Source organism: Actinomadura sp. 9N407, assembly GCF_044326315.1.
In the GTDB taxonomy this organism is placed as follows: Bacteria; Actinomycetota; Actinomycetes; order Streptosporangiales; family Streptosporangiaceae; genus Spirillospora.
On record NZ_JBIRAW010000020.1, the window covers coordinates 1 to 14,615 of the forward strand.

Annotated in this window: 13 protein-coding genes; 6 read left to right on the forward strand and 7 right to left on the reverse strand. The window is 70.9% G+C overall.

The features are described 5' to 3' along the window. Positions 1-167 precede the first annotated feature (167 nt). The gene (locus tag ACH34Q_RS27905) at positions 168-1,019 is read left to right on the forward strand and encodes an N-acetylmuramoyl-L-alanine amidase (RefSeq protein WP_395986043.1); all 852 of its coding nucleotides are present in this window, start codon (positions 168-170) and stop codon (positions 1,017-1,019) included. A 107-nt stretch (positions 1,020-1,126) separates the two neighbouring features. Here the strand turns inward: ACH34Q_RS27905 and ACH34Q_RS27910 are convergent, their stop codons facing one another. Further along, the gene (locus ACH34Q_RS27910; protein WP_052357975.1) at positions 1,127-1,315 is read right to left on the reverse strand and encodes a hypothetical protein; all 189 of its coding nucleotides are present in this window, start codon (positions 1,313-1,315) and stop codon (positions 1,127-1,129) included. Positions 1,316-1,388: 73 nt separating this feature from the next. After that, the gene (locus tag ACH34Q_RS27915) at positions 1,389-2,720 is read right to left on the reverse strand and encodes an MATE family efflux transporter (protein ID WP_395986044.1); all 1,332 of its coding nucleotides are present in this window, start codon (positions 2,718-2,720) and stop codon (positions 1,389-1,391) included. A gap of 350 nt (positions 2,721-3,070) precedes the next feature. Between ACH34Q_RS27915 and dnaB the strand changes: the two genes are divergently transcribed. Together dnaB and ACH34Q_RS27925 are read left to right on the forward strand one after the other, a co-directional pair. Further along, positions 3,071-5,686 (forward strand): replicative DNA helicase, encoded by a 2,616-nt coding sequence (gene dnaB, locus ACH34Q_RS27920; RefSeq protein WP_395986045.1) that lies wholly within the window; start codon positions 3,071-3,073, stop codon positions 5,684-5,686. Between the two features lie 279 nt (positions 5,687-5,965). Next, positions 5,966-6,214 carry a hypothetical protein gene (locus tag ACH34Q_RS27925; protein WP_395986046.1) on the forward strand — a complete coding sequence of 83 codons (249 nt, stop codon included), beginning with the start codon at positions 5,966-5,968 and terminating at the stop codon, positions 6,212-6,214. Between the two features lie 99 nt (positions 6,215-6,313). On the opposite strand, the gene ACH34Q_RS27930 is transcribed toward ACH34Q_RS27925, so the two are convergent. Next, the gene (locus ACH34Q_RS27930) at positions 6,314-6,892 is read right to left on the reverse strand and encodes a hypothetical protein (RefSeq protein WP_395986047.1); all 579 of its coding nucleotides are present in this window, start codon (positions 6,890-6,892) and stop codon (positions 6,314-6,316) included. Positions 6,893-6,984: 92 nt separating this feature from the next. Then, complete coding sequence (locus ACH34Q_RS27935; protein ID WP_395986048.1) at positions 6,985-7,917, reverse strand: NADP-dependent oxidoreductase; 933 nt, start codon at positions 7,915-7,917, stop codon at positions 6,985-6,987. 128 nt (positions 7,918-8,045) lie between these two features. Between ACH34Q_RS27935 and ACH34Q_RS27940 the strand changes: the two genes are divergently transcribed. Together ACH34Q_RS27940 and ACH34Q_RS27945 are read left to right on the forward strand one after the other, a co-directional pair. After that, positions 8,046-8,579, forward strand: a complete 534-nt coding sequence (locus ACH34Q_RS27940; protein ID WP_395986049.1) for a MarR family winged helix-turn-helix transcriptional regulator — start codon at positions 8,046-8,048, stop codon at positions 8,577-8,579. Between the two features lie 38 nt (positions 8,580-8,617). Then, a complete protein-coding gene (locus tag ACH34Q_RS27945; protein WP_395986050.1) occupies positions 8,618-9,100 on the forward strand; it encodes a nitroreductase family deazaflavin-dependent oxidoreductase in 483 nt (160 codons plus the stop codon). Here ACH34Q_RS27945 and ACH34Q_RS27950 read toward each other — a convergent pair. Both ACH34Q_RS27950 and ACH34Q_RS27955 read right to left on the reverse strand, forming a co-directional pair. Continuing rightward, positions 9,066-9,638: a MarR family winged helix-turn-helix transcriptional regulator gene (locus tag ACH34Q_RS27950; RefSeq protein WP_395986051.1), complete on the reverse strand. Its 573-nt coding sequence runs from the start codon at positions 9,636-9,638 to the stop codon at positions 9,066-9,068. The two genes, ACH34Q_RS27945 and ACH34Q_RS27950, sit on opposite strands and share 35 nt — an antisense overlap. A 110-nt stretch (positions 9,639-9,748) precedes the next feature. Further along, positions 9,749-10,594 carry an NAD(P)-binding domain-containing protein gene (locus tag ACH34Q_RS27955; protein WP_395986052.1) on the reverse strand — a complete coding sequence of 282 codons (846 nt, stop codon included), beginning with the start codon at positions 10,592-10,594 and terminating at the stop codon, positions 9,749-9,751. Positions 10,595-10,688: 94 nt separating this feature from the next. Between ACH34Q_RS27955 and ACH34Q_RS27960 the strand changes: the two genes are divergently transcribed. Further along, entirely contained in the window at positions 10,689-13,958 is a 3,270-nt protein-coding gene (locus ACH34Q_RS27960) for a BTAD domain-containing putative transcriptional regulator (protein ID WP_395986053.1), read from the forward strand. Here the strand turns inward: ACH34Q_RS27960 and ACH34Q_RS27965 are convergent. After that, the gene (locus ACH34Q_RS27965) at positions 13,931-14,578 is read right to left on the reverse strand and encodes an SDR family oxidoreductase (RefSeq protein ID WP_395986197.1); all 648 of its coding nucleotides are present in this window, start codon (positions 14,576-14,578) and stop codon (positions 13,931-13,933) included. The genes ACH34Q_RS27960 and ACH34Q_RS27965 overlap by 28 nt on opposite strands. Positions 14,579-14,615: the final 37 nt, after the last annotated feature.

Sequence of the window (14,615 nt, forward strand, 5' to 3'; positions counted from 1 at the left end):
CGCCACCCCGGGCGACGCCAGAGGCGACCACGCCACGAGTCGACGTCGGGGGCGTGGTGGCCTGGTTTGGACGTTTCATGTGAAACGCCCTGAACCTCCGCATCTTTGGTCCGCCCACTACATGATCGCTACCGTCCGTTAATGGATCATCACGTGGAGGGGGCGATGTGTCCACGCATCCGTACGGCAGGTTCACCCGCCGCGGCATGGCCGGGATCCTCGGGCTGGGCTTCCTCGAACTGCTCCTGCCCGGCGAGGCGCTCGCCGAGGACGGCCCGCCCTTCCGCGTTCACACCCGGCGCGACTGGAAGGCCCGGCGGCCCCGGCGGCCCGCCGAAGTGATCTCCCAGCCGCCGGACCGCATCGTCATCCACCACACGGCGACGGCCAACACCCAGGACAGGTCGCTCGCCCAGGCGTACCGGCTCTCCCGCCAGATCCAGCGCTTCCACATGCGGGGCCAGGGCTGGAACGACACGGGACAGCAGCTCACCATCAGCCGCGGCGGCCATGTCATGGAGGGCCGCAACCGCAGCCTCGCCGCGATCCGCGCCGGTCGCCATGTGATCGGCGCCCAGACCCTGAACCACAATCACCACACCATCGGCATCGAGAACGAGGGCACCTACAGCAGGGCGCCCGTACCGTCCCGGCTCTGGGACTCCCTCATCGACACCTGCGCCTGGTTGTGCACGGTGTACGACCTCGACCCGTTCCGCGCCATCGTCGGCCACCGCGACCTGTTCACGACCGACTGTCCCGGCGACGTCCTCTACGCCAGGCTCACCGGGCTCCGCACGCAAGTGGCCTTCCGGCTGGACACCGACTCCGAGGAGGAACCGGTCGAGGCCGGCCCGCCGTCCAGCGATCCCGGCCCCTCGCCGGCCACGTCCGCGAGCCCGGCGGAAAGCCCGTCCACGACCAGCACACCCAGCGCGGACTCCACACCCAGCGCCGATCCCACACCCAGCGCCGACCCCATGGTCACACCCGACGCGTCTCCCACCAGAAGTCCCTGACGAGATTCCATGGATTCCGCGACTCCTGGCGGGAGGGCCGTTCTGTACGGCGTCCACGCACCGCACTCACTCGGCTCCGCGGCCTCGGCTCCGCCGGTCGCGCCTCTTCAGGTCTCCGGGGTCGTGTAGCGCGTACGGCGGCGGGCGATCTCGGGATCGATGCCCTCGACGAGCGACCAGATGCCGGCGACCCGTTCGACCAGGGTCTCCGGTGGCAGCCCGGCCAGGCCCTCGGCCGCCAGGTCGTCGATCGCCTGCGTCAGGCGGGCCATCCGCTCGCCGTGTGTGGAACACATGTTCGAATACTAGCGAGAGTGATGCCTGGGGCGGGTGAGCTTTCGCGATTTCACCGCGGCCCGTCGCGCGGGGTCAGCGGACGGCACCCGTCACCAGCCAGGACTCGCCCCGGGCCCGCAGGCCGAGCGTGATCAGGCGGATGACCATCCACGCGCCGATGGCCAGCCACAGACCGGTCAGCCCCGCTCCCGCCCCGTACGCGAACAGCGCCGCGGGCAGGAAGACCAGCGTCGCGACCAGTGACGTCCACGCGAGGTACGGGCCGTCCCCCGCGCCGATCAGGATGCCGTCCAGGACGAAGACGACGCCCGCGATCGGCTGCAGCAGCGCCACCAGGATCAGCGACCCGAGCAGCAGGTTCCGTACGTGGTCATCAGAGGTGAACAGGGCCGGCAGCCAGGGGCGTACGGCGAGGATGGCGACACCGAAGGCGATCCCGCAGCCGATGCCCCACTGGATCATCCGCCGCGTCGCCGCCCGCGCGCCCCGAACGTCGGCGGCGCCGAGATAGCGGCCCGTGATGGCCTGGCCGGCGATCGCGATGGCGTCCAGCGCGAACGCCAGCAGCGTCCAGACCTGGAAGCCGACCTGGTACGCGGCGATCTCGGGATCGCCCATCCGCGCGGCGATCGACGTCCCCACGATCAGCACCACCCGCATGGCCGCCGTACGCAGCAGCAGGTGCGCGCCCGCGTGGGCCGCGCCGCGGACCCCGGTCAGGTCGGGACGGACGGGCGCGCCATGGCGGCGGGCGGCCCGCAGCACCACCACGATGTAGACCGCCGCGCTCGCGGTCTGGGCGATCACGGTGCCCCACGCCGAGCCCGCGATGCCCCAGCCGAACCAGAGGACGAACACCACGTTCAGGATCAGGTTCGCGGTGAAGCCGCCGATCGAGACCAGCAGCGGCGTACGGGTGTCCTGCAGGCCGCGCAGCACGCCCGTACCTGCGAGAATGAGCAGCATCCCGGGAATGCCGAACAGGCTCACCTTGAGGTAGGTCTGCGCGTACGAGTCGACGGCGGGGGACGAGCCGAACACGTCCACGATCCACGGGACCAGCGGCCAGCAGGCGATGATGAGCACGACGCCGATCGCCAGCGCCAGCCACATGCCGTCGATGCCCTGCCGGATCGCCGCCCGCACATCGCCGGCGCCGACCTGGCGGGCCACTCCGGCGGTCGTGCCGTACGCGAGGAAGACGCAGAGGTAGACCAGGGTCGCCAGGGCCTGACCGGCCACACCGAGCCCGCCCAGCTGGGCGGTACCGAGATGGCCGACGATCGCCGAGTCCGACAGCAGGAAGAGGGGCTCGGCCACGAGCGCGCCGAAGGCGGGGATCGCGAGCCGCAGGATCTCGCGGTCCTGCGGGTTCGCGCGCCGTCGCAGGGATGAACCGACCATGACCACCGCACGTTAGCAGATGTAAGGGATACGACTAGTTTGTCCATTACACGGGCTCAGGGCGGCCCGCGCCCCGACTTTCTTTTCCGCACAGGCGGTGGACGGCGTTTGTGCAGGTCAACGCGGTGGCTCGCGGAAGGATCCACAGTTATCCCCAGGGTTGTCCCCAGGTCGTGCACAACCCGCACGGCGTGTCTGCACAGCTGGTCCACAGGGTCGTCCACAGCGCTCTTTGCCCCCGGGACACGCGGCCCCAGAGAATGTCGGAGGCGTCCGGTAAACGTGGGGCGAACGGTCCTCGACGCAGCAGGCGGGGCTGCTCGTCGGAAGATGGCAAGGGGGTGCGCAGGATGAGTGTGACCGAGCTCGGATCGCACGAGCAGGAGTTCGAGCGCACTCCACCGCACGACATCGCGGCCGAGCAGGGCGTGCTCGGCGGCATGCTGCTCTCCCCGGACGCCATCGCCGAGGTCATCGAGGTCGTCAGCACCCACGACTTCTACCGCCCCGCGCACCAGATCATCTTCGACACGGTCCTGGACCTGTACGGGCGCGGCGATCCCGCCGACGCGGTGACCATCTCCGGCGAGCTGACCAAGCGCGGCGAGATCGGCCGGATCGGTGGCGCGCCGTACCTGCACACCCTGATCTCCTCGGTGCCCACCGCGGCCAACGCCGGCTACTACGCCAAGATCGTTCGTGAACGCGCCGTCCTGCGCAAGCTGGTCGAGACCGGCACCCGGATCGTCCAGATGGGCTACGCCGCCGACGGCGCCGACGCCGACGAGGTCCTCGACCGCGCCCAGGCCGAGGTCTTCGCCATCGCCGACAAGCGCACCGGCGAGGACTACGTACCGCTGAGCGAGATCATGCCCGCCGCGCTGGACGAGATCGAGGCGATCGGCAGCCGCGGCGGCCAGATGGTCGGCGTCCCCACCGGATTCGCCGATTTCGACGCCCTCACCAACGGCCTGCACCCCGGCCAGATGATCGTTATCGCTGCGCGCCCTGCGATGGGGAAAGCCACAGATATCGGTACAATCCTCCCGACCCCCACGGGCTGGACGACGATGGGCGAGGTCAAGGTGGGGGACCACCTGATCGGGGCCGACGGGAAGCCGACCCGCGTCGTCGCCGCCACCGAGGTCATGCACGGCCGCCCCTGCTACGAGGTCGAGTTCTCCGACGGCGAAGTGATCGTGGCCGACGCCCAGCACCAGTGGCGCACGACGACGCGCGCGAGCCGCCGCCAGCGCGGTGAGCCCGCCTATTACTGGCCCGACGAGGCGATCAACCGCGTCCGATGGGCGACGGCGGACGCCAACGAGCAGCCGCGTCGACTCATCACCCATCCCCAGGCGGTGGCGGCGGTCGGCGCGGAGTTCAGGAACGCGCTCTATGCGGTCACCCGGGAGTTGGGCCACCGCGGTGAGGCCGACACGAGCATCTCCAAGCGCCAGCCCCGCTATGAGCACACGAGCCTTTACCGGGGGCTGCTGCAACGTGCCGTCCGCCCGAAGAACAAGGCGACCACGGCGCAGCACCGGCCCATCAAGACGACGGAAGAGATCGCGGCGACCGTGCGCTGCGACGGTGACGACCGTCCCAATCATGCGGTCGACGTGGCCGCGCCGTTCCAGCTTCCCCCTGCGAATCTGCCCATCGATCCCTACGTGCTGGGGGCGTGGCTCGGTGATGGGTGCAGCTGGAACGGGGACATCACGTGCTTCGACGAGGAGATCCTGGAACACATCGAAGCGGCCGGGCAGCCGGTCGTGCGGCGCGCGACTCGAGGGCAGTTCGGTCTCCCTCGGCTCATCACGACGCTCAAGGCGATGGACCTCTATCGGAACAAGCACGTTCCCCCGCGCTACCTGCGAGCGTCCGAGGCGCAGCGGCGCGCGCTGCTGGCCGGAATGCTCGACACCGATGGGTACGTGTCCGAGATCGGGCAGGTCCAGCTCGCGTTCGTCAACAAGCGGCTGGCCGAGGGTGCGCACGAGCTGATCCTCAGCCTGGGTTACCGCGCGACGATGACCACCAAGCCGGTCAAGGGACGTTCGCCGGATACCTCGACGTACTACCGAATCAATTTCACTCCGGCTGAGCCGGTCTTCCGGCTCCGGCGCAAGCTGGAACGGCAGCGCAAGCGGGTTGACCCGAAGGCGCGCGTCCGTTACATCGTGGACGTCCGGCCGGTGCCGAGCGTGCCCGTACGGTGCGTCCAGGTCGACAACGCCGACCACATGTACCTGGTCGGCCGGTCGTGCATTCCCACGCACAACTCGACGCTCGCGCTGGACTTCGCCCGCGCCGCATCGATCAAGCATGGCCTGACCTCGGCGTTCTTCAGCCTGGAGATGGGCCGCAACGAGATCACGATGCGGCTGCTGTCGGCCGAGGCGCGGGTGGCGCTGCACGCGATGCGGTCGGGCACGATGCAGGACGAGGACTGGACGCGGCTGGCCCGGCGGATGAGCGAGGTGGCGGAGGCGCCGCTGTTCATCGACGATTCGCCCAACATGTCGATGATGGAGATCCGGGCGAAGTGCCGCCGGCTGAAGCAGCAGCACGACCTGCGCCTGGTGATCATCGACTACCTGCAGCTGATGTCGTCCGGCAAGCGGGTGGAGAGCCGCCAGGTCGAGGTCTCGGAGTTCTCCCGTTCGCTGAAGCTGCTGGCCAAGGAGCTCGGCGTGCCGGTCATCGCGCTGTCCCAGCTCAACCGTGGTCCCGAGCAGCGAACGGACAAGAAGCCCATGGTGTCCGACCTGCGCGAGTCGGGATCGATCGAGCAGGATGCGGACATGGTGGTCTTGCTTCATCGTGAGGACGCGTACGAGAAGGAGTCGCCTCGGGCGGGCGAGGCGGACCTGATCGTGGCGAAGCACCGTAACGGGCCGACCGCCACGGTCACCGTCGCCTTCCAGGGCCACTACAGCCGTTTCGTGGACATGGCGCAGTAATCGCCGATGCGTGTAGCGGCGCGTGTCCATCCCTGGAAGCCCTTGCTCGTCGGCATGCGGCGCTGTCTCCGGTGAGGCGGGTGGGGATGGAGATCGATGAGGTCGGAGGGTGGCTGCGGGAGCGGTTGCCCGGGCTGGCGGAGGAGCACGGGGTGCCGGGGGTGGCGGTCGCCGTCGGCGCCGGGGGAGTCGCCCACCGAGCCGGTCCCGGATTTTGCGGCGCGCCCGGACGGCAGGCGTTGCGCGGGCGTCTACCTGTCGAGCACGAGCGAGACCACGGTGAGCGGGGACGGACGGGGACGGCTGTGGCTCGAGCACGTCCCCCTCGGTCTCGCGGTGGAGGTCGGCGACGAGCCGTACCGGACGGAGCTGCTCGGCTGGCGGGGGGACTCCCTGCTGCCCGCGGAGCCCGGGCACGGGCCCGTCGCGTTCCTGGGAGATGACGGCGAGGGGCGTGCGCGTTACCTGCACACGGGACGGGCCGACGTTCGTGCGGCCGGACGAAGCCATCGCGTGACAGACCGCTGAGAAGCCGGCAGCCAGCCCAGGTCAGCGACCAGTTCTATGCGTCGAGGCTGAGAACCTACACGCGGGGCCGGGGCGCGGATACGCACTCGGAAGGGCCCCTCAGTCTGGGAGTGGCTTCGCGCACTCGTGGCTCCAGAGAACGATCTGGATGCCGGATTGGCCGTCGGTACTGCTCGGCCCCGTGGCGTCGTCGGATCGGCACGTGACGAAGCCGACGTAGCCGGTGAAGGTGTCCGGGTCCATCAGGACCGGCGCCGCGCTGATGCGTGCCATCACCTGCGACTCCGGCATCGACGCTCGTACCGCATGGAGTGCGGCCCAGGCGAATGCGCAGCCCCTGCGCATCAGCGTGTGCACCCGTTCCGGGCCTTGCGTCTCGAGGCCGAGGTCCGGGACTCCTCGCCCGTTGGCGGCCCACTCGTAGTCGCCGATGTCGGTGAAGGCAGAGCGGTTGCCGAAGTAGGAGTCGCGGTAGGCGGCCAGCAGGATCGCGCCGTCATCGCGGATCCAGCCTTCGTCGATCACCGCACGCTGTGAAGCGTCCAGGTCCGCGGCGCGGAGGCTGGTGAGGAAGGCCGGCCCCAGGATCTTCTGTGCCTCAGGACTGGTCAGCGGCATCGTCGGTCTCCACTCGAGATTGTGCGGCTTTGTCGCCGACAGTATGGGGGCCAGGTTCATCAAGGGCGGCGCGCGCCACCCGAGGACGAGCTCGGGTGGACGCGCGGTGTCGCCGGTCCTGAAGCCATGGCCGGGAGTCCGGGGTCAGGGGGTCAGGGGGTCAGGACGGTCTTGCCGGCCAGCCGGCCGGTGGCGGCTTCGTCGTGGACGGCGGCCAGGTCGCTGATCGGCCGTCGCTCGGCGACGTCGATCCGCAGCTCGCCGGCGTCGACGCGGGCGACGAGTTCGGCGAGCCGGGTGGCGTCGCTGCGCACGAAGACCCGTTCCGTCCGCACGCCTCGTCCGGCGTCGTCGGGGCCGGGGGTGGTGGTGCTGACGAAGACGCCGCCGTCGGTGACCAGGTCCACCAGCCGCGCGGTCTCCTCCGGGCTGGTGGGTGCCAGGTTCAGCACGACATCGAACCGCTGGCCGGCCACCGCCTGGACGAGGGGGGTGGTGGTGTGGTCGACGATCCGGTCGGCCTTGTAGGAGCGGATGCGGTCGGTGCTGCGCGGGCCGGCGGTCGCGGTGACGGTGGCACCGGCCTGCTTGGCCAGCTGGACGGCGTATCCGCCGACCCCGCCGCCGGCGCCGTTGATCAGGACGCTGTGGCCCTCCTTCAGGTCGGCGTGCTCGAACAGTGACTGCCAGGCGGTCAGTGCTGCCGAGGGCAGTGCCGCGGCATCGGCCAGTTCGATGGTGCCAGGGGCCGTGGCCAGTGCCTCGGCGGGTGCGGCGACGTATTCGGCGGCCGCGCCGGGCGCGGTCATCGACAGGAACGCCACCACCGCGTCCCCGACGTTCCAGCCGTGCACTCCCTCACCGACCTCGCTGATGACGCCGGCCACGTCGAAGTTCGGGATGTGCGGGAAGGCCACCGGGAACACCTGCTGGAGCACGCCTGAGCGGATCGTGGCGTCCACCGGGTTGAACGCGGTGCCGGCCACGTGCACGACGACCTGTCCTGCTCCCGCGACCGGGCGGTCGGCGTCCTCGTAGACCAGGACGCTGCTGTCGCCGTGGGAGTGGTAGCGCGCTGCCTTCATGATTTCTCCTCCGTAGGTGCTTCGAATTCGAAGCATGGTGTTCACTGTAACCTGCTTCGAGTTCGAAGCAACCCCCGGGAAGTGTGACGCTCGTCATGCTTCGAATTCGCAACATGTACGGTGGGGGCATGACCGACCCCGACACTGGCGGCACCGGTGCCGACGACGTCCAAGCGCTCGATCCCCAGCAGCTGGGGGCCTACTTCGCGCTCATGGAGGCCGTCAGCCTGCTCCAGCACCGGGCGGAACAGCAACTGCGTGCCGAGGGCGATCTCAGCTACGTGCAGTTCCAGCTCCTGGCCCGCCTCGCCGGCGATGGCCCGCTGACCATGACGCAGCTGGCCGACGGCGTCGTCTACAGCCGGAGCGGCCTGACCTACCAGGCAGGCCTGCTGGAGAAGGCCGGACTCGTCACCCGCGGCCCCAGCCCCGACGACGAGCGCGCCACCCTGGTCGCCATCACCGAGGACGGCAGGGCACTGTTCGAGCGGGTGCTGCCCGGCCACATCCAGGTCACCCGCCTGCTGTTCGATCCCCTGGTCGAGGCCGACCTGCACCATCTCGGCGACATCATGACCCGCGTCCGCGACCACATGCGGGCCCAGCCGCCCCGTTCCGCGGCTCCCCGCAAGCGCGGCACCGCTCCCGCGTCCCAGCAATGACCAGAGTCCGGCGCCTAGGGTGAGGAACGGAGGTGCTCATGGAGGTCGTCAAGAATGTGGGACCGCCGACGGGACTGAAGCGGACGCTGTTCCGGCTGCCACTCGTCCTCTACCGGTGGGGCTTCGGATGGCTGTTCGGCCGCCGCATCATGGCCTTGCACCACATAGGCCGGGTCAGCGGGAAGCGGCGCCATGTCGTCCTGGAGGTCGTCTCGTACGACGCGGACGACGGGAGCTATGTGGTCGCGTCCGGGTGGGGGCCGGGTGCCGCGTGGTATCGCAACGTCCTCCACACGCCGGACGTCATCATCCAGGTGGGGCGCCGCACGCTGCCGGTGACGGCAGTGCCGCTTTCCAAGGACGAGGGAGCGGACGTTCTCGTACGGTACGCGTCCCGGCATCGCATGGCGGCGAAGTACCTCCTGCCTCGCCTGATGGGTTATTCGGTGGACGGTTCGGAGGCCGACTACCGGGCCGTCGGGGAGCTCATCCCGTTCGTCCGGTTCGTCCCGAGAACCTGAACGCGCCGCCGAGCGGCCCGGTTAACCGGTCGATATGTCCGGAAATATGATCAGCCGATGAAGCTGCCCCTGCCCGCTCGCCGTTTCCCGTTCGCCGGTGGTGGTCGGCGACTCGGGTCATGAGGCCGGTGAGCTGCTCGCGCTCGGCGGCCGCGAGGGGGGCGAGCAGCTCGTCCTGGACCTGGGACAGGACGGCGTCGAGGCGTTCGAGATGCTCGCGGCCGTCCGGGGTGATCGTGATGATGTTCCGGCGGCGGTCTCCGGGATCGGGCGTGCGCTCGATGAGTTTCCTGTCGCCCAGTTCGTTCAGTGCGGCGACGACGTCGCTGCGGTCGATTCCGGTACGGCGGCCGATGGCGGCCTGGCTGGCGGGGCCGAATTCCTCAAGCGCGGCCAGTAGCCGGTAGTGGTAGCCGCGCCCGCCAGCGGCTGCGAGGCGTTCGTTCAGCAGCCGGTGGCCGTACACCGAGATCTGGCCGAACAGCCAGCTCGGTGCGTGCCTGAGGCGGGCGGGCTGCGCGTCGTCGGCCGTCGTCATGGGGCGATTCTAGCGACTTGTTGGGGGCACCCACGATGGGCCCGGCCCTCGTGCGGGCCTGGGCCGGAGGTACGGCGCCGTACCTCCGGACATGCGGCCCCACGTGCCGGTCAGGCGTTGGCGATCTCCTTGATGAGGGGAGGCAGCAGGTCGTCGTGCCCGGCGGCGACGATGTCCCGCATCGGGGTGAGCAGGTGTGCGAAGAGCGCCATCGGAACGCCTTGGCCGCGCGCTCCTTCGGCGATGTTGGCCAGGCCCACGGCCTGCATGCCGAGCGGGGAGCCCTCCTCGTCCGCCGCCGCCCCCGCCGCGATCGGCCCGGCCATGGCCTGCAGCCAGGGTGTGAGGTAGGCCGAGGAGAACTCGGCGGCCCTGTCCTCGCTGATCATGGCCTGGGCGTGCCGGACGCCGGCGGCCATCCCGTACATCGCGGTGAGCAGTGCCAGGTCGTACAGCGGGGCCAGGCCGGGATCGTCGCCCAGGTAGCGGGTCGCTCCGAGGTGTTCGAGCGTGGCCTGGTGCGGGTCGAACGCCGCCTGCGAGCCGCTGTAGAGGATGAACGCGTCGGGCCCGCCGATCAGCGGGGGAGTCGCCATGATCCCGCCGTCCACGTACCGGATCCCGTGGCCCTCGGCCCAAGCCGCGGCGGTACGGGCGTGTTCCGGCGTGCCGTTGGTGAGGTTGACCAGGTCACGGCCGGAAAGGGTGTCCGAGACCGGGTCGAGCAGGGTGTTCATCACCGAGTAGTCCAGCAGGCAGGCGATCACCAGCGGGCTTGCGACGACCGCGTCGGCGACGGTGGCCGCGCGGACCGCGCCGCGTGCCACGAGGTCGTCGGCCTTCTCCGGCGTACGGTTCCAGACGGTCACGGGGTGCCCGGCCTCGAGTAGCGCTGCGGCGAGCCCGGCGCCCATGGCGCCAAGCCCAAGGATCGTCACAGGGGTGCTTTCCGTCATCAGATCTCCTCAATCGGTGGCTACGGGCTCCACCTTGCGGGAGGCGGGTTGTGGAAGGGCTCCGGTCGGGTTGTGGTGGGGCTACCGTGGCGAAGTGCGTTTCGGGGTGTTGGGTCCGGTGGAGGTGTGGGCGCCTGACGGGCGTACCGTCCGCGTACCCGAGACCAAGGTCCGGGCACTGCTGGCCGACCTGCTCGTCCATCGCGGCCGCCCGGTGCCGGCCGACAGGCTGATCGAGGACCTGTGGGGTACGGAGCCGCCCGGCAGCCCCGCCAAGACGCTGCGCGCCAAGGTCTCGCAACTGCGCCGTGCACTGGACGGGGCCGAGGGCGATCGGCCGGCCAACGAGCTGCTGGTCTTCCGCTCCCCCGGCTACCTGCTCAAGACGCGACCCGCGGATGTCGACGCCGACCGTTTCGAGGCGCTTCTGTGGCGCGCGCGCCAGCATGAAGGGGGCGACCCTCGGCAACGCGCGCGATTGCTGTCGGAGGCGCTGGGCCTGTGGCGCGGCCCCGCGTTCGCTGATTTCGCGGACGAGGCGTTCGCGCGAGCGGAGATCCAGCGGCTGGAGGAACGGCGGCTCGTCGCGGTCGAGGACCTGGCCGAGGTACGGCTCGCACTGGACGAGCATGACGTCCTCGTGGGCGAGCTGGGCGGTCTCGTGGCCGCGCACCCGTTGCGTGAACGGCTCCGCGCCGCGTACGTCCAGGCGCTCTACCGGTCGGGACGGCAGAGCGAGGCCCTGGCCAGTTACGGGGAGCTGCGGGAGCGCCTGCGGGACGAGTTGGGCGTGGACCCGAGCCCGGAGCTGTCCTCCCTGTACGAGTCGATCCTGCGCCAGGACCCGGCCCTGGAACGCAGCCCCGCGCGGCCCGTACCCCGGATCAACCTTCCCGCTCCGATCACCGAGCTGATCGGCCGGGAAGAGCTCGTCCGCGACGTGTACGGCCTGCTCTCGTCCGCCGCAGGGCGCCTGGTGACCTTGACCGGGCCTGGCGGCGTGGGCAAGACGCGGCTGGCGTTCGAGGCCGCGCGGCGTTCGGCGGACGCGTTCCCCGGCGGGGTCCTGGCCGTGGAGCTGGCCGCGCTCGCACCTGGCGGGGCGGTCGCGGGCGTGATCGAGGCGGTGGCGGCGGTGCTCGGCGTACGGGACGACGCGACCGCGCGGCCGATGCCGGAGGAACGCTCGCGCTCGCTGCTCGAACGGCTCGTCGAAGCGGTACAGGGCAAGCAAATGCTGCTTGTTCTGGACAATTGCGAGCATGTCGTCGAGCCGGTCGCGGAACTGGCGGCGACGCTACTGCGGGAGGCACCGGAGTTGCGCGTCCTGGCGACGAGCCAGGAACCGCTGGCGATCGTGGGCGAGCGGCTGCGGGCCGTACCGCCACTGGATCTTCCCGACGCGACCGGCAGGCTCGAACCGGCCGAGTTGGAGAAGCGGTCGAGCGCGGTCCGGCTCTTCGTGGCCCGCGCGACCGCGGCGGCGCCGGGCTTCGCGCTCGACGCGGGGAACGCGGCCGCGGTCGCGGCGATCTGCCGCCGCCTGGACGGGATCCCGCTGGCGCTGGAGCTGGCCGCCACCCGGGTGCGCGGCATGGGCGTACGGGAGCTGGCGGGGCGGCTGGACGACCGGTTCCGGGTGCTGACGGCGGCACCGCGCGGCGTACCGGCCCGGCAGCGCACCCTGCGCGCGATGATCGACTGGAGCTGGGACCTGCTGCCGGACGCCGAGCGCGCCGTCCTGCGCCGGCTGGCCGCGCACCCCGACGGCTGCACGCTGCGCGCCGCCGAGGAGGTCTGCTCGGGTGGCGACGTCCCGGTCGGCGAGGTGCTCGACGTGCTGGGACGCCTGGTCGGACGGTCCCTCGTCGTCCTGGCCGAGGGGCGCGGCGAGGCCCGCTACCGGCTGCTGGAATCGGTCGCGGCGTACGCGAGGGAACGCCTGGACGAGGCGGGCGAGTCCGGCCGCGTCCGCCGCCTTCACCGCGACCACCACCTCGCCCTCGCCGAACGCGCCGCGCCCCTCCTGCGAGGCCATGACCAGCGGCAATGGCTTGAACGCCTGGACGCCGAGACGGCGAACCTGCGCGCCGTCCTGGAGACCGCCGTTCAAGACGGAGCCGCGGACGAGGCGTTGCGGCTGGTCAACGCGCTGGGCTGGTACTGGTTCCTGCGCGGCCGGTTCGCCGAGGCGCATCGCTCGTTCACGCTGGCCCTGTCGGCGGCTGATGCGGGGGCCACCGGCCCGGCGCGGCTCGCGGCCCTCGCCTGGCGTGCGGGCATGTCTTTGCTGGTGCTCGACGGGACCGATCTCGATCCGCTCCAGGAAGCCCGCGCGGCCGTCCAGCGGTACGACGATGGCGGCGATCCGGCCGGGCGCGCCTGGGCGTGCTGGTTCCTCGGCTACTGCACGCTCGGGTTCGGTGACGCGTCCGTCGGGTTCGCCCTCGTGGAACGGGCCCTGCAGGAGCACCGGGCACTGGGTGACCGCTGGGGTGTGGCGGCCGCGCTGAGCATCCGCGCGGAGACGGCGCTGTACCGCGCCGACCTGGACCGTACGCGGCACGACGGCGAGGAGAGCCTGGCGCTGTTCCGCGAGCTCGGCGACCGCTGGGGCGAGCTCCAGGTCGCCCGCGTCCTCGCCGAACTGGCCGAGATCACCGGCGACTACGGCCAGGCGGAACGGCTGCGCCGCGACGGGCTGCGCGTCGCCGAGGACCTCAAGCTGTGGAACGAGGCGTCCGGCATGCTCGCCAGGCTCGGCCGCGTCGCGCTGCTGACCGGCGACCACGTCCTGGCGGAGGACCTGCACCAGCGGGCCCGGACGCTGGCCGTGGAACGCTCGTACCCGCGCGGCGCGGAGTTCGCCGAGGTCGGGCTGGGGATGCTCGCCCGGCGGCAGGGGCGCCTCGACGACGCGGAGAAGCACCTGCGCGACTGGCTCGACTGGTGCCGCCGCTGGGAGGGCGACGCGGGGATCGCGCTCATCATGGTCGAGCTGGGATTCGTTGCCGAGCAGCGCGGCGATGCCGGCCAGGCGCTGGCCCTGCACACCGAGGGCCTGGAGGCGGCCCGTACGACGGGAGACCTCCGGGCTCTGTCCCTCGCCTTCGAGGGCCTGGCCGGCGCGTTCGCGCTTGCGGGCGAGCATGGCCAGGCGGCCCGGTTGCTGGGGGCGGCCCACGCGGCCAGGACATCCGCCGGCGCCCCGCTCCCGCCCGGCGAACGCGGCGACACCGACCGCGCCGCCGCGTCCGCGCGCGAAGCCCTGGGGGACGCCGCGTACACGGCCGCCTTCGACGCGGGCCGCGCGACGCCCCCGGATGGGCTCGCGGATCAGCTCTTGGCCAGGAACTCGCGGTAGTACGCGGCGAAATCGGGCTGCGTTCCGTTGAGGTCGGTGAAGCCGTACTCCTTGGACAGCTCCCCCGTGTCGTACGAGCCGCCGCTCTTGCTCATGATCTCCGGGTCGGCGGCGAGCGCCACCACCGCGCGCCCGATGTACGCGGGCGTCTCGGACGCGGCGAAGTGCTGGTCCTTGGCGGCCCCGTCCTTCCAGTTCTCCTCGGTGATACCGAAGATCTCCAGCATGGCCTCCGACCGCAGGAAACCCGGCGTGAGCGCCAGCGCGGCCACGCCGTACGGCCTCAGCTCGGCCGCCTGGTTGCGGGCGAGCCGGATGACCGACTGCTTGGCCAGGTCGTAGAAGAACGTGCCGCGATAGCCGCCCAGCAGCTCCTCCACGAACCGCTCGGTCCCATCGGTGATCTCGAGGACCAGCCCGCGCCCCTGCCCGATCATCAGCGGCAGCGCGAAATGGCTGGTCACGATGTGGGTGTCGACCGCCCGGTGCAGGAGCTTCAGGCCCTTGTCCAGGTCGTGCTCCCACAGCTTCCTGTCCCACTCGGCGAGCGCGTCGCCGCCCCACACGTCGTTCACCAGCAGGTCGAGGCGCCCCTGCTCGGCCTTGATCCGTTCGGTCAGCGCCCGTACCTGCGCACGACGATGCCGGCCGCCGGCC